Source organism: Salipiger sp. ABN3_019 (assembly GCF_056158605.1).
In genome coordinates this window covers 2,057,376-2,076,944 of record NZ_JBSWTP010000009.1, presented here as the reverse complement: position 1 = coordinate 2,076,944, position 19,569 = coordinate 2,057,376, and the positions used below count along the sequence as shown (strand labels likewise).

Sequence of the window (19,569 nt, the reverse complement as noted above, 5' to 3'; positions counted from 1 at the left end):
CAAGGTTAAGGGGGAGGAGAGAGATGAAGATCGGATTTATCGGGCTTGGCAATATGGGCGGGCCAATGGCGGCCAACCTTATCGCTGCGGGCCATGAGGTCACCGGGTTCGACGTGGCGGGCGTGCGCGTCGAGGGCGCTTCGCAGGCCTCCGGCGCAGCCGAGGCCGCCACGGGCGCGGAGGTGGTGATCACTATGCTGCCCAATGGCGCCATTCTGCGCAGCGTGGCCGAAGAGATCATCCCGGCGATGACGCCGGGCGCGGTGCTGCTCGATTGCTCCACCGTCGACGTGGAAAGCGCGCGGGCGGTGGCCGAGGCGGCGCAGGCCGCAAGTCTGGGCGCGCTGGATGCGCCGGTGTCGGGCGGCATCGGCGGCGCTGCGGGCGGCACGCTCACCTTCATGGTCGGCGGCAGCGCAGAGGCTTTTGCCATCGCGGGGCCGCTCTTTGACATCATGGGGCAGAAAGCGGTGCACTGCGGGCCATCGGGCAATGGGCAGGCGGCGAAGATCTGCAACAATATGATCCTTGGCGTCACCATGATCGCCACCTGCGAGGCCTTCGCGCTGGCCGACAAGCTGGGGCTGTCGCGCGAGGCGATGTTCGATGTGGTTTCCACCTCTTCGGGCTACAGCTGGTCGATGAACGCCTATTGCCCGGCGCCCGGCGTCGGGCCGCAGTCGCCCGCCGACAATGACTATAAGCCCGGCTTCGCGGCTGAGTTGATGCTCAAAGATCTGGGGTTGTCGCAGCAGGCCGCCGAGGCGGCGGATGCCGACACGCCGATGGGCGCGCGGGCGCTGGAACTCTACCGTAGCTTCGTCGAAGAGGAAGACGGTCGGGGCCGGGATTTTTCCGCCATGTTGCCGCGGTTCGAAGGGCGTGGGCGCGGCTGATCTTTTGCGGCATGAGGGGGCGCTGCCCCCTCGGCCTTCGGCCTCACCCCCGGCGTATTTTGAAAGAGAAGAAGCCGGGGGAGCGCTTGCCTGTGCCGCAGATCTGGGCGTTTCGGAATTTTCCGAAATAGGCGGTTAGAGCGCCGCTGTGCCTCGCCAATCGCCCGCGCGGCTGTTAAGAGGCCGCAAAGGATGGATGACCGATGACCACGCTTGATATTTTCTCCGACCCGATCTGCCCTTGGTGCTACATCGGTAAAGGCCTTCTGGACCGTGCGCTTGCGGCGCATCACGACCACCCGTTCACCATCCGCTGGCGCCCCTTCATGCTCAATCCCGAGATGCCCGCGGGCGGCATGGACCGCCGCGCGTACCTCGAGGGTAAATTCGGCGGCAAGGAGGGCGCGGTCGAGGCTTATCTGCCGGTGGCCGAGAGAGCCGCGGAGGCCGGGCTGGAGATCAACCTCGACAAGATCGCCACCACGCCGTCGACGCTGGATGCGCATCGGCTGATCCATTGGGCCGGGATCGAAGGCGTGCAGACCGCCGTGGTGTCCTCGCTCTTCCGTGCCTATTTCGTCGATGGCCGAAACATCGGGGATGCCGAAGTGCTGGGCGATATCGCTGACAGCTGCGGCATGGATGCCGCCGTGGTGCTGCGGCTGCTGGACTCGGAGGCAGATCGCAAAGAGATCGCCGAGATGGACCAGGCGGCGCGCGGCATGGGCGTGCAGGCGGTGCCGACCTTTGTGGTGGCCGGGCAGCACGCGGTGCCGGGCGCGCAGGCGACCGAGCTTTGGGAGCGGGTGATCGAAGAGGTCAAGGCGCAAGCCTAAGGGGGCGTCTGTGCGTGAGGCGTGAGCGCTCTGTGCGCCAATGGAGCCTCGGCGGCCTTTCGTTACGTGACGTTTCGAGATAGCCCTGCGGCATCTCCCTACCCTGCCCCTCCCCCTGCGTTCATCGTGCCCGCGGGGTTTTTCCGCCGAGGCCGAAATGACCATGACTTCCTCCCAAACCCCGGATGCGGCCGCCGCGTCCAAGGGCCCGAGCCGTTTCGAACTGATCGCGCTGCTGGCGTCGATGTTCGCGACGATCGCGTTTTCCATCGACGCCATGCTGCCCGCGCTGCCGCAAATCGGGCAGGAGCTGACGCCGGATGACATCAACCGCGCGCAACTGGTGGTCACCAGTTTCGTGCTCGGGATGGGTGTTGGCACGCTGTTCACCGGGCCGCTGTCGGACACCTTTGGGCGCAAGCCGGTGATCCTTGGCGGGATCGCCGTCTACATCTGCGCCGCTCTGCTGGCGGCGAATGCCGAAACGCTCGAATGGGTGCTGGCCGCGCGTATGCTGCAGGGGCTCGGCGCTGCCGGGCCGCGGGTGGTGGCGCTGGCCATCGTACGCGACGTCTATGCCGGGCGCGGCATGGCGCAGATCATGTCCTTTGTGATGATGGTCTTCACCCTGTTCCCGGCACTGGCACCGAGCATCGGCACGCTGATCATCGGGCTTTCGGGCTGGCGCGGCGTGTTTCTGGCCTTCGTCGGGTTTGCCTCGGTGATCGCGATCTGGCTGAGCATCCGCCTGCCGGAAACCCTGCCGCGCGAGCGTCGGCGCCCGTTCCGCGCGGGTCCGCTTTGGGCGGCGGTAAAGGAGCTTTTGGCGCATCCGGTTGTTCGCGTCTCGATCGGCGTGCAGGCGCTGTGTCAGGCCACGATGTTCTCGATGATCTCGTCGGTGCAGCAGATCTATGACGTGAGCTTCGATCAAGGGACCTATTTCCCGATCTGGTTCGGGGCTGCGGCGGTCTTTGCTGCCTCGGCGAGCTTTGTGAATGCGCGGCTCGTGGGCCGACTTGGCATGCGTCGGATCGTGACCGCGGTGCTTGCTGCGCAGATCCTCTTTTCCGGCGTCGCGATCGTGGCGTTTGCCAGCGGGCTTTCCGGAACCGCAGGCTTTGCCGTCTTCTACCTGTGGCAGATCACCGTGTTCTTTCAGATGGGGATGACCATGGGCAATGTGAACGCCATCGCCATGGAGCCGGTGGGGCATATCGCCGGGATGGCCTCTTCGCTGATTGGTGCGATTTCCACCGTGCTGGCGGTGCTGATGGCGGTGCCGGTCGGGCTGATGTTTGACGGTACGCCGCTGCCGCTCGCCTGTGGTGTTTTTGCCGAGGTGATCGTCGCAACGCTTCTGATGCTCAAGCTGAAGAAGCTCGAGGCGGCGGGGTAACGGCAACCCCCGATCCCGTTCGGCTGTTGCCCAGCCGGAAGATCGCCATCTCTTGCGTGAGATCGCGCGCGTGGCCGCGTAGCCGGAGGCCCATCGCGGCCATTTCCTCGCTCAGCGCCGCGCTCTCCTGAGTTTGGCTGTCGAGGCGGGAGACGGCATCGGAGAGCGTGGAAAGCCGTTCGGATTGGCCGCGCGCATCGTCGCGTATCTCAGCGATCATATTGCTGACGGTGCTCACCGCGTCGACGATGCTGGAGAGCCTGCCCCCCGCCTCATTGACCAGCTTGGCGCCTTCGGAGACCTGATCCTCGCTGTCGAGGATCAGCTTTTTTACCCCGGCGGCGGCTTCGGAGGTGCGCTGTGCAAGTTGCCGCACCTCAGAGGCGACCACCGCAAAGCCCTTGCCACTTTCACCGGCGCGGGCGGCCTCAACCCCGGCATTGAGCGCCAGAAGGTTGGTCTGAAAGGAAATATCGTCGATCAGGTCGATGATCTTGCCGACCTCTGACGAGCTTTCTTCGATCAGTTGCATCGCCTCCATGGCGCGATGGGTGACCGTGCCGCCTTCTTCGGCGCTGGTGCGCGCGAGCCGGGCCTGATCGGCAAGCTCCCCGGCGCGCTGCGCGGTGCCGCGCAAGGCCGATGTCACTTCGGCCATGCCGCTTGCCGCGCCGCTAAGTTCCTGCGCTTGCCGCTCGCTGCGGGTCGAGAGATCGCCGGTCACCTGCTCCAGCGCCGCGGCCTCTTCGTCGACGCCATCGGCGGTGCGGCGCGAGCTGCCCAACGCCCCCTGCAACTGGCTCAGCGCTCGGTTGAAATCGCGGCGGAGATCTTCGAAGGCGCCGTCCATTGGCGTCTCGACCGCGCAGTCGAGGTTGCGCTCGGCAAGGTCGTGCAGATGCCGCGAGAATTGTGCGGCCATGTCCTCGGTCTGCCGTGCCGCCTGCTCGGCGCGCTGCTTGGCCTCAGCCGCGCGGTGACTTTCGTCGGCGAGCCGTTCGGCGCTTTCCGCAAGATGGCGCTGTGCGGCGTTGCGCTGCATGATCGCCATGGTGAGGATCATCCCCTCCATCAGGACGATGCCGCCATGCAGAAGCACGCGCATCAGATTTTCCACCAGATCGGTCGAGGGAAAGACCAGCGCCGGCATGATGAACACCAACGCGAGGTGCTGAACCGCGACGAGCGCGCAGCCGAACATCAGCACGCTCACCCGTCCGAGGATCGAGATCCCGGCCAGCATGACGAAATACAACATATGGGTATCAAGCTGCCACGGGTGCAGGCGATAAGCCGCCGTGAGTTCGACGACTTCGGCGATGACCACGGCGGCGAGCACATAGTCGGTCAACCGGCTGCGCAGACGCGTTGCGGCACCGGCGACCAGCAAGAGCGTGACCGAGATCAGCGTGCCGGTCATGCCGGGACGCCCGAGGTAGAGGTCGGTGACCATATGCACCGGCAGCAGCATGACGCCCAGCAGCAGAAGCAGCGTCTGCGCCGACATCGCCTGCACGCGCGCCTGCAGGGCGCGTAGGCCGAGGAAATTCGCTGCCCTACTCATGGCTTTGCCCCGCAGTAGGCCGCCAGCGCCGATGCATCGCGCACACCCCATGCGCCGAGCGCGCGCAACCCGTCCACCGGGACCGCGCCGTCGAAACTCGCCAAGGCCCCAAACGGTGCGCTTACCGGGCCGACCATCCGCCCGCCAGCGCCGTGGATCAGAGCCGCGGCCCCCGGTCCCCAGGGCGGCGCGATGACCAGCACGGGGCCCGGCGCAGCGCCATTCGCCGAAGAGCCGCCAACCAGCGCCACGCCGCCTGCCGCGAGGGAGACGCTTAGAACAAATCCCAAAAGCAGCACGGTCATGAAATCCTCAATCTTCTGATCCATGACGCCTGCATAAGTGGCGAAGGTTTTCCATTTCGCTAATTCCGCCGGGCTCATCATGGAAAAATGACGACGTTACGGTATACGAATGCATACCATCCTTCCCTCCCGCGGGGAAACGCGCTACATGCCACTCAGCCAACTCAGCCATCGAAAGGGACACCCATGTCGAAGATCAAGGTCGAGAACCCCATCGTCGAAATGGACGGGGACGAGATGACCCGGATCATCTGGGACTTCATCAAGAAGAAACTGATCCTGCCCTATCTGGACGTCGATCTGCTCTATTACGACCTCGGGATCGAAGAGCGTGACCGCACCGAGGACCAGATCACCATCGACGCGGCCGAAAAGACCAAAGAGATCGGTGTCGCGGTGAAATGCGCCACGATCACACCCGATGAGGCACGGGTCGAGGAATTCGGCCTCAAGAAGATGTGGCGCTCGCCCAACGGCACGATCCGCAACATCCTTGGCGGCGTGGTCTTCCGCCAGCCGATCATCTGCCGCAACGTGCCGCGTCTGGTGCCCGGCTGGACCCGGCCGATCGTCATTGGCCGCCACGCCTTCGGCGATCAGTACAAAGCCACCGATTTCCACTTCCCCGGCGCTGGCACGCTGACGATGAAATTCGTCGGCGAAGACGGCACGGTGATCGAGAAAGAGGTCTATCAGGCGCCTTCTGCCGGCGTCTATCAGGCGATGTACAACCTCGACAGCTCGATCATCGACTTCGCCCGCGCCTCGTTCAACTACGGGCTGATGATGGGCTGGCCGGTATATCTGTCGACCAAGAACACCATCCTCAAGGCCTATGACGGGCGCTTCAAGGACCTGTTCCAGAAGGTCTTTGAGGAAGAGTTCGAAGCCGAGTTCAAGAAGAAGAAAATCTGGTACGAACACCGGCTGATCGACGACATGGTGGCCTGCGCCATGAAGTGGAACGGCGGTTTCGTCTGGGCCTGCAAGAACTACGATGGCGACGTGCAGTCGGACACCGTGGCGCAGGGCTTCGGCTCGCTCGGCCTGATGACTTCGCAGCTGATGACCCCCGATGGCAAGATCGTCGAGGCGGAGGCCGCACACGGCACGGTCACCCGCCACTACCGCCAGCATCAGGCGGGTCAGGCGACCTCGACCAACTCCATCGCCTCGATCTTCGCATGGACCGGCGGTCTCAAGCACCGCGCCAAGCTCGACGCCAACGCGCAGCTCATGAGTTTTGCCGAGACGCTCGAGAAGGTGGTGGTGCAGACGGTGGAATTGGGCTGGATGACCAAAGACCTCGCGCTGCTGGTCGGGCCGGACCAGAAGTGGCTCACCACCATGGGATTCCTCGAGAAGGTGGACGAGAACCTCAACAAGGCGCTCGGCGCGGCCTGACGCCAAGCCCCTGAAAACACGGCCGGTCCCAAGGGGCCGGCCGTTTGCTTTGCTGCCTCATTTCTGTGCGTCCCCCGCGGGCTGACGCCGCGCTGCAGCGAACACCCCTTGACCTTGCCGATAAAGGTCAGCATTCCTGCCCCATGCTCCTCCTCGAAAGCCCCCCTCCTGATCGTCATACGCTGTGGGAAGACGTCCACGGCATTCTCGTCGGCACCACACTGGTTGCGCTGGGGATCCAGTTCCTGCGCGCCTCGGGTCTCTTCACCGGTCAGATCGCCGGTCTCGCGCTCGTGCTGGGCGAGCCTACGGGGCTGCGCTTCGGCCTGCTCTTCTTCCTGCTCAATGCGCCCTTTTACATCCTCGCAGTGAAACAGCTGGGCTGGCGCTTCACCATCAAGAGCTTCATCTCGGTGGCGCTGATGTCGAGCATGGTGGACCTGCTGCCGCTGGCCATGGATATCGAGGTCTCGCCGCCGCTGGCCGCCGCGCTCTTTGGGGTCTGCGCAGGCATCGGCCTGCTGTCGCTTTTCCGCCATGGTGCGACACTGGGCGGTGTTGGCATCGTGGCGCTTTGGCTGCAGGACACCCGCGGGATCAAGGCGGGATGGGTGCAATTGGGCTTTGACCTGCTGGTCTTCGCGCTGGCGGCGCTGCTGTTCGAGCCGATGCAGGTGCTCTGGTCACTCTTAGGCGCAATCATTCTCAACGCGCTGATCTCGATCAACCACCGCCGCGACCGCTACATCGCCCGCTCCTGAGCGTTTCCGGCTGGCCTCCGCGCGCGCGCAATGGCACTCAGGGGACCAAAGAGCACCCCAAAGAGCACCCCTGAGAGCCTCGCAATGCCCGCCCTTTCATTGTTCCGCAAATACGCCGGCCCGCCGCCTGCCCCGCAGCGCGCCGCCCGCGATCTCGCCCCCGCCGGAGGCTGCGCATGCCCGCGCTGATGCTGCAGGGCACCGGCTCGAACGTCGGCAAATCCATGCTGGTGGCGGGGCTCTGCCGGGCCGCGCGGCGCCGGGGATACAGCGTCGCGCCCTTCAAGCCGCAGAACATGTCGAACAACGCGGCGGTGACGGCGGATGGCGGCGAGATCGGCCGGGCGCAGGCGCTGCAGGCCCGTGCCTGCGGGCTCGAGCCGATCACCGACATGAACCCGGTGCTGCTGAAGCCAGAAAGTGACATCGGCGCGCAGGTGGTGCTGCAGGGCAAGCGCATCGCCACCACGCAGGCGCGCGATTACGCCGGGCTGCGCCCGCGGCTGATGGAGGCCGTGCTGGAGAGCTTCGCGCGGCTCCGCGCGGCGCATGATCTGGTGCTGGTCGAAGGCGCGGGCAGCCCCGCCGAAGTGAACCTGCGCCCGCGCGACATCGCCAATATGGGCTTTGCCCGGGCCGCGAATGTGCCCGTGGTGCTGGCCGGAGACATCGACCGCGGCGGCGTCATCGCGCAGATCGTCGGCACGCAGGCGGTCATGGATGCGGGTGATGCCGAAATGGTGAAAGGCTTCCTGATCAATAAGTTCCGGGGCGATCCTACGCTTTTTGACGATGGCTACCAGATGATCGCCGAGCACACCGGCTGGCGCGGCTTCGGCGTGCTGCCGTGGTTCCGCGACGCGCATCTTCTGCCCGCCGAGGATGCGCTCGACCTGCCGCGCCGCTCCCGGGATGAGGGGCTCAGGGTGGTCTGCCTCGCGCTTTCACGCATCGCCAATTTCGACGATCTCGACCCGCTGGCGCAGGAGCCGGGCGTTTCGCTGTCGATGCTGGCCCCCGGCGAGGCGATCCCCGGCGACACCGATCTGGTGATCCTGCCCGGTAGCAAATCCACCCGCGGCGATCTGGCCTTTCTGCGCGCGCAGGGCTGGGACGTGGATCTTGCCGCGCATGTGCGCCGCGGCGGCCATGTGCTCGGCATCTGCGGCGGCTACCAGATGCTGGGCCGAAGCATCTCGGACCCCGAGGGCATCGAGGGCGCCGCTGGCACGGACGCGGGGCTTGGCCTGCTGGACGTGGATACGGTGATGACCGCCGACAAACGCCTGACCCGCGTGCGCGCCACCCATGCCGCCAGCGGCCTGCCGCTCGATGGCTATGAGATCCACATCGGCCAGACCGACGGCCCCGATTGCGCCCGACCCTTCGCGATGATCGACGGCGCGCCCGATGGGGCGATCTCATTGGGCGGGCGCATCACCGGCAGCTATCTGCACGGGCTGTTTGCCGATGATGCCTTCCGCGCGCGCTGGCTCGACGGGCTGGGCGTGGCCCGCAGCGATCTGCGCTATGAGGCCAAGGTCGACATCGTGCTCGATGCGCTGGCCGATCATATGGAGCAGCATCTGGACGTGCCGGGCCTGCTGGCCCTCGCGCGCTAGCCCGCGGCAATAGAAAACGCCCCCCGGTCTCCCGGAGGGCGCCAATCTGCAGCACAGCAAAGGGTTACGCCTGCGCGACGGCCCGTTTGGTCAGCACGCCGATGAGATGCGCGCGGTAGGCCGCCGAGCCATGCAGGTCGGTCATCAGCCCCTCCGCAGGCACCGACAGCCCGTCCAGCGCCGCCGCCGAGAAATCGCCCGACAGCGCGTCTTCGGCCTCGGTCCAGCGGAACACGCCCTCTTCCGACGCGCCGGTCACCGCGACGCGCGCACCGTCCGCGAATTTCGCCACGAAGACCCCCACCAGCGCAAAGCGCGAGGCGGGCTGTTCGAACTTGATGTAGGCGGCTTTCTCCGGGATTGGGAATTTCACCGCGGTGATGATCTCGCCTTCGTCGAGCGCCGTGGTGAACATGCCCTGAAAATACTCGTTCGCCGCGATCTCGCGCGCGTTGGTCACGATCGTCGCGCCCGAGGCCAGCGCCGCCGCCGGGTAGCAGGCCGCCGGATCATTGTTGGCAAGGCTGCCGCCCGCGGTGCCGCGGTTGCGCACCGCCGGATCGCCGATATTGCCCGCCAGCGCCGCCAGCGCCGGGTAGCTCGAGGCCGCCTCACGCGCCACGCTGGCATGGCTGGCGCCGCCGCCGACCGTCAGCACGCCGCCCTCGCTCGACACGCCCTTGATCTCTTCGATCCCCGTAAGGCTCACCAGCACCGAGGGCATGGCAAGCCGCTGCTTAAGCGAGGGGATCAGCGTCTGTCCGCCCCCCAGCGCCTGCGCCTCATCCTCGCCAAGCGCGGCCAGCGCATCATCCAGCGTGCCGGGTTTCACAACGTCGAAGCTGTACATCGTCATCCTCCTGCGAAAAGGGTACGGGCCCTGCCGCTATCCCTTTCATCTTTCGCCAAATACTCACGTCCCCCGGCGCGAGATGCAAGCACCTGCGCCGGGAAATAGCGCTGAAATCCCCTAGCCCTGCATCGCCTGCCACACACGATGCGGCGAAACGGGCATGTCGATATGCGCCACGTCATGTCCCGCATGGTTGAGCGCATCGAGCACCGCGTTGACCACCGCGGGCGGCGAGCCGATGGCCCCGGCCTCGCCGCAGCCCTTCACCCCAAGCGGGTTGTGGGTGCAGGGCGTGGCGCAGCTGTGGTCGACCATGTAGAACGGCACATCCCCGGCGCGCGGCATGGCGTAATCCATGTAGCTGGCCGAGAGCAGCTGGCCGTCGGCATCATACACGCAGCTTTCCAGCAGCGCCTGCCCGATGCCCTGCGCCAGACCGCCATGCACCTGCCCCTCGACGATCATCGGGTTCACCACATTGCCGAAATCATCGGCGGCGGCAAAGCGTTCGATTGTCACCTTGCCGGTCTCGGGATCAACCTCCACTTCGCAGGCGTAGGCCCCCGCGGGATAAGTGAAATTGGCCGGATCATAGAAGGCAGTCTCTTCCAGCCCCGGCTCGATCTCGGTGAGTGGGTAGTTGTGCGGCACATAGGCGGCGAGGGTCACATCGCCCCAAGCCACGGATTTGTCGGTGCCCGCCACGGTGAACTGCCCGTCCTTCAGTTCGATGTCGCCCTCCGAAGCCTCCATCAGATGGGCCGCGATCTTCTTGGCCTTATTGATGATCTTCTCGGTGGCGCGGACCATGGCCGAGCCGCAGACCGCCAAGGAGCGCGAGCCATAGGTGCCCATGCCGAAGGGGATTTTCGAGGTGTCGCCGTGGACGATGTCGATCATGCTCTCGTCGATGCCCAGCATGTCGGCCACCACCTGCGGAAAGGCGGTCTCATGCCCCTGCCCGTGGCTGTGCGCGCCGACCATCACCGAGATCGAGCCGGTGGCATTCACCCGCACGGTCGCCGCATCGTAGAGCCCCGCCCGCGCGCCAAGCTGCCCGACAAGGTTCGACGGCGCGATGCCGCAGGCCTCGATGTAGCAATTGACCCCAAGGCCGCGCAGCTTGCCCTTCGCCTCGCTCTCGGCGCGGCGGGCGGCAAAGCCGGGAATGTCGATCATCGCTTCGAGCTTGTCCATGGTCGCCACATAGTCGCCGGTGTCATATTCCACCGCCACCGGGGTCGCATAGGGGAAGCTCTCGATGAAGTTCTGACGGCGCAGCTTGATCGGGTCCACGCCCAGCTCCCGCGCCGCCTTGTCCACCAGCCGCTCAAGCTGGAAGGTCGCCTCGGGGCGGCCCGCGCCGCGGTAGGCGTCGACCGGCACGGTGTTGGTAAAGACCGCCTTGACGTTCACCTGAATGGCCGGGGTCTTGTAGTTGCCGGCCATCAGCGTGCCGTGCAGCCATGTGGGCACCGAGCTGGAGAAGGTCGACAGATACGCCCCCATATTGGCCAGCGTGTCGGTGCGCAGCCCGATGAAGTTATTGTCCGCATCGAGCGCCAGTTCGATCTTGGTCACATGGTCGCGGCCATGGGCGTCGGACATGAAGGCCTCGGAGCGGGTCGAGGTCCATTTGACGGGCCGGTTGATCTGCCGCGAGGCGAAGGTGACGAAGGCTTCTTCGGCGTAGTGGAAAATCTTCGTGCCAAAGCCGCCGCCCACGTCGGGCGCGACCACGCGCAGCTTGTGCTCGGGAATGCCCAGCACAAAGGCCCCCATCAGCAGGCGGATCACATGCGGGTTCTGCGAGGTGGTGTAGAGCGTGCTTTCGTCATTGGCGCGGTTGTACTCGCCAAGCGCCACGCGCGGCTCCATCGGATTGGCGACCAGCCGGTTGTTGACCAGCTCCAGCGTGGTGACATGGGCGGCCTTCGCAAAGGCCTTGTCCACCGCCTCCTGATCCGAGCCGAACTGCCAGTCATAGCACAGGTTGTCCGCCAAATCGTCGTGCACCAAGGCCGAACCGCTCTCCAGCGCCGCCTTCATGTCGACCACCGCCGGAAGATCTTCGATCTCCACCTCGATGGCCTCGGCGGCATCGCGCGCCTGATCGAGCGTGTCGGCAATCACCGCGCAGATCGGATCGCCCACGTGGCGCACCTTGCCCTGCGCCAGCACCGGATGCGCCGGTTCCTTCATCGGCTCGCCGTGCTTGTCGGTGACCTGCCAGCCGCAGGGCAGCCCGCCGATGCCTTCGAAATCCTTGCCGGTGAAGATGCGCACCACGCCCGGCATCGCCTCGGCGGCGCTGGTGTCGATTGAGGTGATCTTGCCATGCGCCACATCCGAGCGCAGGAAATGGCAGTAGGCCTGCCCATAGGTGTTGATGTCGTCGGTGTACTGACCGGCGCCGGTCAGAAAGCGCACGTCCTCGCGCCGCTTCTGCGCCGCGCCGATTCCATGATCCTTCGGCATGGGGTCTCCTCCCTGATATGCCGGCGGGTCTGCCTGGGCTGTCTGTCGCGCCCGCCCCGCCTCGAACTCTCCACCCGGCGCGCTTTGCTCCCGCCGGTCCTCCCGTCACCGATGGCGGTCTCCCCTCCGCCTCCGGTCCGTCAAAAGCGCCGCTCAGCGCCTTTCATTGTTCTGCAAATACGCACGGCCGAACGCCTCCAAACGTCCCGCCGCTCTCATTTGGCCCGCATTACTCCGCCGCGATGCTGCTCACGTCCTGACCGCTGGCGGCCATGATCGCCTTGACGATGTTATGATAGCCGGTGCAGCGGCAGATATTGCCCTCGAGATAATGCCGGATCTCGGCCTCGGAGGGTTTGGGGTTCTCCTGCAGCAGCGAGGCGGCGGCCATCACCATGCCCGGTGTGCAAAAACCGCACTGCAGGCCGTGGTGGTCCTGAAACGCCTGCTGGATCACGTTGAGCGAGCCGTCGGCATTGGCCTGCCCTTCGATCGTGCCGACCTCGGCGCCGTCGCATTCGGCGGCGAAGATGGTGCAGCCCTTCACGTTCTCGCCGTTGACGTGGATCGTGCAGGCGCCGCATTGCGAGGTGTCGCAGCCCACATGGGTGCCCGTCAGATGCAGCTCGTCGCGCAGAAACTCGGTCATGAGCATATTGCCCCGGACCTCCTTGCTGATCGATTTGCCGTTCACCGTCATCGTTACCTTGGTCATACGTTCCCTCCCTGGGATGACTGTTCGGTTTTGGCTTGGTGTTACTCTGGCACGGGGATCAGCCCGAGACCATCCGCTTGAACCAGCCTTTTTTCTTACCCTCTTCGGCGGCTTCGCCTTCGGCCTCGGGTGCTGCCTCGGCGTCTGCCGGGCCTTCGACCGCGTCCTGCAGGTTGGTGAAGAACTGGTCGGCCATCTTCTTGGCGAAACCGTCGATGATCCGGCTGCCGAGCTGCGCAAGCTTGCCGCCAACCTTGGCGTCCACCGCATAGGTCAGCTCGGTGCCCTCTTCGACCTCTTTGAAGCTGACATCGGCGCCGCCCTTGGCAAAGCCCGCCGCGCCGCCTTTGCCCTCGCCCGAGAGCGTCAGGCTTTCGGGCTCGTTCATGTTGGACAGGGTCACCGTGCCCTTGAAGGTCGCCTTCACCGGGCCGACCTTTTGCACCACGGTGGCCTGATATCCCTCTTCGGGCGTGCCGGTCAGTTCGGTGCAGCCCGGCACGCAGGCCTTCAGCACCTCGGGGCTCAGGATCGCCGCCCAGACCACCTCTCGCGGGGCCTTGATCACGCGGGAATCGCTCATCTCCATGGCTCAAATCCTTCTTCGAGTGCGCCCAGCCTATCAGGCCATGATCGGGCGCATATTAGACCAATGGCTTATGCGCCGCACCGCGCGCGGGCAGCAGAGCCTTCAGGGTCAGAGGATTGCGCCGATGGCGGCGCTTCGCAACCCCTCCTGCGCGCGGGGCCTTGGCGTAACCCATGCGGCAGCGCAGAAAATCCCCGCCGCGGACCCCCGCAGGGCGGTTGCGGGAACCCGCCGTTGACCAAAGGGCAAAGGCGCCCGACAACAGAGCCATGAGCCAGACATTTGACCGCACCGCCCTTTACACTCTCGCCCGCAGCCTGCTGGAACAGGGCGGTCTGCCCGCCGACAAGGCCGCCACCGTGGCCGAGCTTTTGATCCAGACCGATGAGATCGGGGTCACCACCCATGGCATCTCGATGGTGTCCTACTACCTGCCCGAGCTTGCCAAGGGTCTGATGACCAAGGAGGGCAGCCATGAGGTGCTGGCCGACAATAAGGTCACGCTGCTTTGGGATGGCAATTATCTGCCGGGCCACTGGGTGATGCGCCACGCGCTCGACACCTGCATGGCGCGCGCTGCCGACTATGGCATGGCCGCCATGGCGATCCGCCGCAGCCATCACATCGGCTGTCTGTCGGCCCTGACCCGGATCGCCGCCGAGAAGGGCTATGTGTGCTACATCGCCACCTCCGATCCCTCGGGCGAATGGGTGGCGCCTTACGGCGGCTGCGAGCCGCTGCTCACCCCGAACCCATGGGCGGTGGGCTATCCGGGCCGCGATCACCCGGTGCTGATCGACACATGCGCCTCGATCACCACGCTGTCGAAGGTGCGTGAGCACATCAATTCCGGCACCGAGTTCGCACATCCGTGGATGCTGGATGGCACCGGCCATGCCACCACCGATCCCACGGTGATCAACCAGAGCCCCAAGGGCTCGATCCTGCCGGTCGGCGGGGCCGATCATGGCCACAAGGGGTTTGCCATGGGGCTGATGGTCGAGATGCTGACGCAGGCGCTCGCGGGCCATGGCCGGGTCGAGGCGCCGACGCGCTGGGGCGCGAATGTGTTTCTGCAGGTGATCGACCCCGAGGCCTTCGGCGGGCGCGAGGCTTTCGTGGCGCAGGTCGAGCATCTCAATGAGGCCTGCCGCAACAGCCGCCCGATCGACCCTGCGCGCCCGGTGCGCATCCCCGGCGACCGCGCCGCCAGCGCCGCCGCACGTGCCCGCACCGAGGGCGTCACCCTGCCCGGCGAAGTGCTCACCCGCATCCGCGCCTGCGCCGCCGAGGGTGGGCTCGCCTTCCCCGATCCGCTCTGAGGCTGCGCTGCGCGCTAGCGGCGCGGCGGAATGGCATAGGTCAGCGAGGCATGGGCGACCGCCTTGCGCGTGCCTTCGCTGTAGAGCAGCACATCGGTCACGCTCAGGCTGCGCCCGAGCTTCAGCAGCCGCGCCTCGGCCAGCAGGTCGCAGCCGGAGGCAGGCTTGCGCATGAAGTCGATCGAGCAATGGGTGGTGACGGTCAGCGCCTGCCGCCCGATGCGCGCCAGCGTCGCCACATAGGCCGCCACATCCGCCAGCGCGAACATCGACGGGCCAGAGACCGTGCCGCCGGGGCGCAGATGCTGATCACCGGTGATCAGCCGCATCACCAGCAGATCCTCGTCCATCCGGTCGATGCCGAACATCCCCTCGACCTGCGGAAAAACCTCCGACAGATAGCCCTTCATCTCCGGTATGGTGAACTGCAGCGTCATGCGACCTCCCGCCTCTTTCGCCCCTCATCTCCGCTGGCTAGGCTGCCCGCGAGGATGGAGGAGGACAAGATGGCAATTCTCGAACGTCACGACACCGGGCCGGTGGCGCATCTGCGGCTGAACGCGCCCGAGCGGCTGAACCCGCTGTCGGATGCCATGCTGGCCGCGCTGCAGGAACAGATCGACGCGCTGGGGCAAGACAGGGCGATCCGCGCCGTGGTGATCTCGGGCGCGGGCAAGGTGTTCTGCGCCGGACACGACCTGCGCGAGATGCAGGCCGGGCGGCAGGCCGAGGACAAGGGCGCGGGCTATTTCGCCGATCTCTTCGCCCGCTGCGCCAAGGTGATGACCGGCCTCACCCGCCTGCCCCAGCCGGTGATCGCGCAGGTCCATGGCATCGCCGCCGCCGCCGGATGCCAGCTTGTGGCGAGCTGCGACATGGCGGTGGCGGCAGAGGACGCGCGCTTTGCGGTCAATGGCGTCAACATCGGTCTCTTCTGCTCGACGCCGATGGTGGCGCTGACCCGTAACCTGCCGCGCAAACATGCCTTCGAGATGCTGACCACCGGCCGCTTCATCCACGCCGACGAGGCGCGGGCCATGGGGCTCATCAACCGCGTGGTGCCTGCCGAAGACCTCGCTGGCGCGGCGCTGGAGCTGGCTGAAACCGTGGCCGAAAAACTGCCTACAGCGGTGAAGATCGGCAAACAGGCCTTCTACGCGCAGGCCGTGCTGCCGCTCGACGAGGCCTATGCGCTCGCCGGACACGTGATGGTGGAGAACATGCTCGAGCGCGACACCAGCGAAGGCATGTCGGCCTTTCTGGATAAGCGAAAGCCCGATTGGAGCGCCTGAGCCGCGCGCGGAAATCCGCTGATATTTGCATGTGTTGCGGAACCGCTGCGGCGGGGGACTGCGTTCGCTGCGTATAACTCCGCACCACGTACAGGAGAGCATGATGTTGCGTACCCTCACTTTCGCGGCCCTGTCCGCTGCCGCTCTGGCCACCCCGATGGCCGCCACCGCCGCGCCCAAGGGCTGCCCGCCGGGCCTTGCCAAGAAGAACGCGGCCTGCATGCCGCCGGGTCAGTACAAGAAGCAGGCACCGGTGCGTCACGACCGCGACCGCGATCACTACGACCACGACCGCTATGACGATCGCGACCACGACCGGGTGCGCTACCGCCGCTTCGACCGGGGTGAGCGTATCGACCGCGACTACGTGGTGATCCGCGACCCGCGCCGCTACGATCTCGACCCGCGCCGCACCTATTACAACGTCGATGACTACATCTACCGCGTCGATCCCGACACCGGCGCCGTGCTCGACATCATCGGCGGTCTCGCGCAGTTGGCGCGCTAAGAACAGCCGGGGGCGCTGCCCCCGGACCCCCGGGATATTTTGATCTAGACGAAAGAAGGACCGGCGCTGGCACAAGCGCCGGTCCTTCTTCTCTTTTCAAATACGCATGGCACAACCTCGCGGCCGCGCCGCGCTGCTATTCCGCGGCGACCTTGCCGGTGCGCAGCATCGGCTTGAGATACTGGCCGGTGTGCGAGCGCCCAACCTCGGCCACATCTTCAGGCGTGCCGGTCGCGACGATCTCGCCGCCGCCGTCGCCACCCTCGGGGCCGATGTCGATGATGTGGTCGGCGGTCTTGATGACGTCGAGATTGTGCTCGATTACCACCACCGTATTGCCCTGCTCCACCAATTCGTGCAGCACTTCCAAAAGCTTGCGCACATCCTCGAAATGCAGGCCTGTGGTCGGCTCGTCGAGGATATAGAGCGTGCGCCCGGTCGAGCGTTTCGCCAGTTCCTTCGAGAGTTTCACCCGCTGCGCCTCGCCGCCCGAGAGCGTCGTCGCTTGCTGGCCGACCTTCACATAGCTGAGGCCGACGCGCATGAGCGCGTCCATCTTCTCGCGGATCGAGGGCACCGACTGGAAGAACTCCTGCGCCTCTTCCACAGTCATATCAAGGACATCCGCGATGCTCTTGCCCTTGAACTTGATCTCCAGCGTCTCGCGGTTGTAGCGCTGGCCCTTGCAGGTCTCGCATTCAACGTAGACGTCGGGCAGGAAGTGCATCTCGATCTTGATGACACCGTCGCCCTGACAGGCCTCGCAGCGCCCGCCCTTGACGTTGAAGCTGAACCGCCCCGGCTTGTAGCCACGCGCCTTGGCCTCGGGGAGCCCGGCGAACCAGTCGCGGATCGGGGTGAAGGCGCCGGTATAGGTGGCCGGGTTCGAGCGCGGCGTGCGTCCGATCGGGCGCTGGTCGATGTCGATGACCTTGTCGAGATACTCAAAACCCTTGATCGTCTCGCAGGGCGACGGGGTTTCGCGCGCGCCGTTGAGCCGCATGGCGGCGTTCTTGTAGAGCGTCTCGATGGTCAGCGTGGACTTGCCGCCGCCCGACACGCCGGTGACGCAGACGAATTTGCCCAGCGGAAACTCGGCGTCGATTCCCTTGAGGTTGTTGCCGGTGGCTTTGACCACTTTCAGCATCTTGCCGTTGCCCTTGCGCCGTTCGGTCGGCACGGCGATCTCGCGCGTGCCGGCGAGATACTGGCCAGTGAGGCTGGCAGGATCATCGGCGATCATTGGCGGCGTGCCGTGGCTGACCACATTGCCGCCGTGCACCCCGGCGCCGGGGCCGATGTCGAAGACATAGTCGGCCTGCCGGATCATATCCTCGTCATGCTCGACCACGATCACCGTATTGCCTTGATCGCGCAGCGACTTCAGCGTGCCGATGAGCCGGTCGTTGTCGCGCTGATGCAACCCGATCGAGGGCTCGTCGAGCACGTAGAGCACGCCTGTCAGCCCGGACCCAATTTGCGAGGCCAGGCGGATGCGCTGGCTCTCGCCGCCCGACAGCGTGCCCGCGGCGCGGGACATGGTCAGATAGTCGAGGCCGACGTTGTTGAGGAAACCAAGCCGCTCGCGGATCTCCTTGAGGATGGCGCGGGCGATCTCGTTCTTCTGACCCGAGAGCGCGTCGGGCACGGTCTCGATCCACTCATGTGCCTCGCGGATCGACTTCTCGACCACATGGCCGATGTGCAGCAGATTGTCCTGCCCGGCTTTGGCGTCGCCGATCTTCACCGCCAGCGCCTCGGGGCGCAGGCGGTAGCCGCCGCAGCTGCCGCAAGGGCGATTGTTCTGGTAGCGCTCGAACTCTTCGCGCACCCAGGCGCTGTCGGTCTCGCGGTAGCGGCGCTGCATATTGGGGATTACGCCTTCGAAGGCGCGGGTCACTTGGTAGACGCGCCCGCCCTCGTCGTAGCGGAAGGGGATCTCTTCCTTGCCCGAGCCGCGCAGAAACACCTCCTGCACCTTCTTGGGCAGATCCTTCCAGCGGGCGTTCTTGTCGAAGCCATAGTGCTTGGCGATCAACTCGATGGTCTGCAGGAAATAAGGCGACTTGCCCTTGCGCCACGGCGCGATGGCGCCATCGGCGACCTTCAGCGTGATGTCGGGCACCACGAGGTTCTCGTCGAAGAACAGCTCCACCCCAAGCCCGTCGCAATCGGGACAGGCGCCCACGGGGGCGTTGAAGGAAAACAACCGCGGCTCGATCTCGGAGATGGTGAAGCCGCTGACCGGGCAAGAGAAATTCTCGGAGAAGGTGATCCGCTCGGCCTCGCCCTCGCCATCGCGCGGCGCGGTTTCCAGCACGGCAATGCCGGAGGCCAAGTCAAGCGCGGTGCGAAAACTGTCGGCAAGCCGCGTTTCCAGCCCCTCACGCACGACGATGCGGTCGACCACCACGTCGATGTCGTGGCGGAATTTCTTGTCGAGGGTCGGCGGCTCGTCAAGCTCGTAGAACTCACCATCCACCTTGACCCGCTGGAAGCCCTGCTTGCGCAGCTCGAGGAATTCCTTGCGGTACTCGCCCTTGCGGTCGCGGATGATCGGCGCCAGCAGGTAGCCGCGGGTGCCCTCCTCCAGCGCCATGACACGGTCGACCATGTCCTGCACCTGCTGCGCCTCGATGGGCAGGCCGGTTGCGGGGCTGTAGGGCGTGCCGACGCGGGCAAACAGCAGGCGCAGGTAGTCGTAGATCTCGGTGACCGTGCCGACCGTCGAGCGCGGGTTTTTCGAGGTGGTTTTCTGTTCGATGGAGATCGCCGGCGAGAGGCCCGCGATATGATCGACATCAGGCTTTTCCATCATGTCGAGGAACTGCCGCGCGTAGGCCGAGAGGCTCTCGACATAGCGCCTCTGGCCCTCGGCATAGATCGTGTCGAAGGCCAGCGAGGACTTGCCCGAGCCCGACAGCCCGGTGATCACCACCAGTTCGTCGCGGGGGATGTCCACGTCGATGTTCTTGAGGTTGTGCTCGCGCGCGCCGCGAACTTCGATCTGCTTGAGCTCTGGCAT

At 65.6% G+C, this 19,569-nt stretch carries 17 protein-coding genes; 9 read left to right on the top strand and 8 right to left on the bottom strand.

Annotated features, from left to right (window positions below):
* Window positions 1–23 precede the first annotated feature (23 nt).
* From mmsB to ACXAD2_RS18180, 3 genes are all read left to right on the top strand, one after another.
* Complete coding sequence (gene mmsB / locus ACXAD2_RS18190; protein ID WP_475172643.1) at window positions 24–896, top strand: 3-hydroxyisobutyrate dehydrogenase; 873 nt, start codon at window positions 24–26, stop codon at window positions 894–896.
* 203 nt (window positions 897–1,099) lie between these two features.
* A complete protein-coding gene (locus tag ACXAD2_RS18185) occupies window positions 1,100–1,732 on the top strand; it encodes a DsbA family oxidoreductase (protein WP_224900581.1) in 633 nt (210 codons plus the stop codon).
* Between the two features lie 163 nt (window positions 1,733–1,895).
* Complete coding sequence (locus ACXAD2_RS18180; RefSeq protein WP_475172640.1) at window positions 1,896–3,131, top strand: multidrug effflux MFS transporter; 1,236 nt, start codon at window positions 1,896–1,898, stop codon at window positions 3,129–3,131.
* On the opposite strand, the gene ACXAD2_RS18175 is transcribed toward ACXAD2_RS18180, so the two are convergent.
* Together ACXAD2_RS18175 and ACXAD2_RS18170 are read right to left on the bottom strand one after the other, a co-directional pair.
* Window positions 3,100–4,695, bottom strand: coding sequence for a methyl-accepting chemotaxis protein (locus ACXAD2_RS18175; RefSeq protein ID WP_475172637.1), 1,596 nt, complete (start codon window positions 4,693–4,695; stop codon window positions 3,100–3,102). The two genes, ACXAD2_RS18180 and ACXAD2_RS18175, sit on opposite strands and share 32 nt — an antisense overlap.
* Window positions 4,692–5,024, bottom strand: a complete 333-nt coding sequence (locus tag ACXAD2_RS18170; RefSeq protein WP_475172634.1) for a hypothetical protein — start codon at window positions 5,022–5,024, stop codon at window positions 4,692–4,694. The genes ACXAD2_RS18175 and ACXAD2_RS18170 overlap by 4 nt, the downstream gene beginning before the upstream one ends.
* Window positions 5,025–5,186: 162 nt before the next feature.
* On the opposite strand from ACXAD2_RS18170, the gene ACXAD2_RS18165 reads away from it, so the two are divergent.
* The 3 genes from ACXAD2_RS18165 (at window position 5,187) to ACXAD2_RS18155 (ending at window position 8,787) form a co-directional block, all read left to right on the top strand.
* Window positions 5,187–6,404 (top strand): NADP-dependent isocitrate dehydrogenase, encoded by a 1,218-nt coding sequence (locus ACXAD2_RS18165; RefSeq protein ID WP_475172631.1) that lies wholly within the window; start codon window positions 5,187–5,189, stop codon window positions 6,402–6,404.
* A 143-nt stretch (window positions 6,405–6,547) separates the two neighbouring features.
* Window positions 6,548–7,165, top strand: coding sequence for a DUF6198 family protein (locus ACXAD2_RS18160; protein WP_475172628.1), 618 nt, complete (start codon window positions 6,548–6,550; stop codon window positions 7,163–7,165).
* Between the two features lie 176 nt (window positions 7,166–7,341).
* Window positions 7,342–8,787 carry a cobyric acid synthase gene (locus ACXAD2_RS18155; protein WP_475172623.1) on the top strand — a complete coding sequence of 482 codons (1,446 nt, stop codon included), beginning with the start codon at window positions 7,342–7,344 and terminating at the stop codon, window positions 8,785–8,787.
* Window positions 8,788–8,851: 64 nt separating this feature from the next.
* Here the strand turns inward: ACXAD2_RS18155 and ACXAD2_RS18150 are convergent, their stop codons facing one another.
* From ACXAD2_RS18150 to ACXAD2_RS18135, 4 genes are all read right to left on the bottom strand, one after another.
* Complete coding sequence (locus ACXAD2_RS18150; protein ID WP_475172621.1) at window positions 8,852–9,637, bottom strand: FAD binding domain-containing protein; 786 nt, start codon at window positions 9,635–9,637, stop codon at window positions 8,852–8,854.
* Window positions 9,638–9,757: 120 nt separating this feature from the next.
* On the bottom strand, window positions 9,758–12,118 hold the full coding sequence (locus ACXAD2_RS18145) for a xanthine dehydrogenase family protein molybdopterin-binding subunit (RefSeq protein ID WP_475172618.1): 2,361 nt from the start codon (window positions 12,116–12,118) through the stop codon (window positions 9,758–9,760).
* 229 nt (window positions 12,119–12,347) lie between these two features.
* Window positions 12,348–12,833 (bottom strand): (2Fe-2S)-binding protein, encoded by a 486-nt coding sequence (locus tag ACXAD2_RS18140; protein WP_475172613.1) that lies wholly within the window; start codon window positions 12,831–12,833, stop codon window positions 12,348–12,350.
* Between the two features lie 58 nt (window positions 12,834–12,891).
* Complete coding sequence (locus ACXAD2_RS18135; RefSeq protein WP_164179671.1) at window positions 12,892–13,422, bottom strand: CoxG family protein; 531 nt, start codon at window positions 13,420–13,422, stop codon at window positions 12,892–12,894.
* A gap of 269 nt (window positions 13,423–13,691) precedes the next feature.
* On the opposite strand from ACXAD2_RS18135, the gene ACXAD2_RS18130 reads away from it, so the two are divergent.
* Window positions 13,692–14,744, top strand: coding sequence for an Ldh family oxidoreductase (locus tag ACXAD2_RS18130; RefSeq protein ID WP_475172609.1), 1,053 nt, complete (start codon window positions 13,692–13,694; stop codon window positions 14,742–14,744).
* Window positions 14,745–14,758: 14 nt separating this feature from the next.
* Here ACXAD2_RS18130 and ACXAD2_RS18125 read toward each other — a convergent pair whose 3' ends face one another.
* On the bottom strand, window positions 14,759–15,181 hold the full coding sequence (locus tag ACXAD2_RS18125; RefSeq protein WP_475172607.1) for a PaaI family thioesterase: 423 nt from the start codon (window positions 15,179–15,181) through the stop codon (window positions 14,759–14,761).
* 54 nt (window positions 15,182–15,235) lie between these two features.
* Here ACXAD2_RS18125 and ACXAD2_RS18120 point away from each other — a divergent pair, with 54 nt between their 5' ends.
* Window positions 15,236–16,036 (top strand): enoyl-CoA hydratase, encoded by an 801-nt coding sequence (locus ACXAD2_RS18120; protein ID WP_475172604.1) that lies wholly within the window; start codon window positions 15,236–15,238, stop codon window positions 16,034–16,036.
* Window positions 16,037–16,139: 103 nt separating this feature from the next.
* A complete protein-coding gene (locus ACXAD2_RS18115) occupies window positions 16,140–16,544 on the top strand; it encodes an excinuclease ABC subunit A (protein ID WP_475172601.1) in 405 nt (134 codons plus the stop codon).
* Between the two features lie 136 nt (window positions 16,545–16,680).
* Here ACXAD2_RS18115 and uvrA read toward each other — a convergent pair whose 3' ends face one another.
* Window positions 16,681–19,569 (bottom strand): excinuclease ABC subunit UvrA, encoded by a 2,889-nt coding sequence (uvrA, locus tag ACXAD2_RS18110; RefSeq protein ID WP_475172598.1) that lies wholly within the window; start codon window positions 19,567–19,569, stop codon window positions 16,681–16,683.

Bases quoted from the DNA above. Each gene is read 5' to 3' on its own strand.
- ACXAD2_RS18145 (WP_475172618.1), bottom strand. From the start codon at position 12,118: ATGCCGAAGGATCATGGAATCGGCGCGGCGCAGAAGCGGCGCGAGGAC.
- ACXAD2_RS18155 (WP_475172623.1), top strand. From the start codon at position 7,342: ATGCCCGCGCTGATGCTGCAGGGCACCGGCTCGAACGTCGGCAAATCC.
- ACXAD2_RS18125 (WP_475172607.1), bottom strand. From the start codon at position 15,181: ATGACGCTGCAGTTCACCATACCGGAGATGAAGGGCTATCTGTCGGAG.
- ACXAD2_RS18165 (WP_475172631.1), top strand. From the start codon at position 5,187: ATGTCGAAGATCAAGGTCGAGAACCCCATCGTCGAAATGGACGGGGAC.
- mmsB (WP_475172643.1), top strand. From the start codon at position 24: ATGAAGATCGGATTTATCGGGCTTGGCAATATGGGCGGGCCAATGGCG.
- ACXAD2_RS18180 (WP_475172640.1), top strand. From the start codon at position 1,896: ATGACTTCCTCCCAAACCCCGGATGCGGCCGCCGCGTCCAAGGGCCCG.
- ACXAD2_RS18175 (WP_475172637.1), bottom strand. From the start codon at position 4,695: ATGAGTAGGGCAGCGAATTTCCTCGGCCTACGCGCCCTGCAGGCGCGC.
- uvrA (WP_475172598.1), bottom strand. From the start codon at position 19,569: ATGCCAGAGCTCAAGCAGATCGAAGTTCGCGGCGCGCGCGAGCACAAC.
- ACXAD2_RS18150 (WP_475172621.1), bottom strand. From the start codon at position 9,637: ATGTACAGCTTCGACGTTGTGAAACCCGGCACGCTGGATGATGCGCTG.
- ACXAD2_RS18135 (WP_164179671.1), bottom strand. From the start codon at position 13,422: ATGGAGATGAGCGATTCCCGCGTGATCAAGGCCCCGCGAGAGGTGGTC.
- ACXAD2_RS18140 (WP_475172613.1), bottom strand. From the start codon at position 12,833: ATGACCAAGGTAACGATGACGGTGAACGGCAAATCGATCAGCAAGGAG.
- ACXAD2_RS18120 (WP_475172604.1), top strand. From the start codon at position 15,236: ATGGAGGAGGACAAGATGGCAATTCTCGAACGTCACGACACCGGGCCG.
- ACXAD2_RS18160 (WP_475172628.1), top strand. From the start codon at position 6,548: ATGCTCCTCCTCGAAAGCCCCCCTCCTGATCGTCATACGCTGTGGGAA.
- ACXAD2_RS18170 (WP_475172634.1), bottom strand. From the start codon at position 5,024: ATGGATCAGAAGATTGAGGATTTCATGACCGTGCTGCTTTTGGGATTT.
- ACXAD2_RS18130 (WP_475172609.1), top strand. From the start codon at position 13,692: ATGAGCCAGACATTTGACCGCACCGCCCTTTACACTCTCGCCCGCAGC.
- ACXAD2_RS18185 (WP_224900581.1), top strand. From the start codon at position 1,100: ATGACCACGCTTGATATTTTCTCCGACCCGATCTGCCCTTGGTGCTAC.
- ACXAD2_RS18115 (WP_475172601.1), top strand. From the start codon at position 16,140: ATGTTGCGTACCCTCACTTTCGCGGCCCTGTCCGCTGCCGCTCTGGCC.